The organism is Aquicoccus porphyridii (genome assembly GCF_008369105.1).
Taxonomy (GTDB): domain Bacteria; phylum Pseudomonadota; class Alphaproteobacteria; order Rhodobacterales; family Rhodobacteraceae; genus Aquicoccus; species Aquicoccus porphyridii.
In genome coordinates this window covers 1-429 of record NZ_VINQ01000146.1, presented here as the reverse complement: position 1 = coordinate 429, position 429 = coordinate 1, and the positions used below count along the sequence as shown (strand labels likewise).

Sequence of the window (429 nt, the reverse complement as noted above, 5' to 3'; positions counted from 1 at the left end):
GTCCAGGCCCTCCAGGCGGCCTTCGACGACGATGATGCGCAGGGTCCCGGAGGCCAGGTCCTGGTGTGGCAGGTAGGCGCGGGTGGTGACGTAGCCGCGATCCAGGTAATGGTCGGTGACGGCCTTGAGCAGCGCATTGAGCTGGCCGACGCCCAGGCAGCGCCCCTGGTAGGGCGCCAGCAGTTGGCGACGCGCGCTTTCGCCGAGGTGCCCGGCGCCTTCCAGCTCGATGCGGCGGATCTCGAAGCAGCGCTCGTCGTCGCCGGAGGCATCCGCAGCGGCGGGCGCTCCCTTGCCGGGCAGTTGCTGGAGTTCCTCCAGGCGCTTGCGCTGTTCGTCCAGCAGGCGCTGCTGGCGGTCGCGGATCAGGTCGCGGTCGCCGGGGGAGGTGAAGGGGGCGGCGCTGGCCATGAGCGGCAGGCACAGGAA

General features: G+C 71.3%; 1 protein-coding gene. It reads right to left on the bottom strand.

Features of this window, described 5'->3' with window-relative positions; all coding sequences use genetic code 11:
* Window positions 1–429 (bottom strand): POTRA domain-containing protein (locus FLO80_RS23955; RefSeq protein ID WP_281287075.1); only part of this gene is annotated, 429 nt, incomplete at both ends.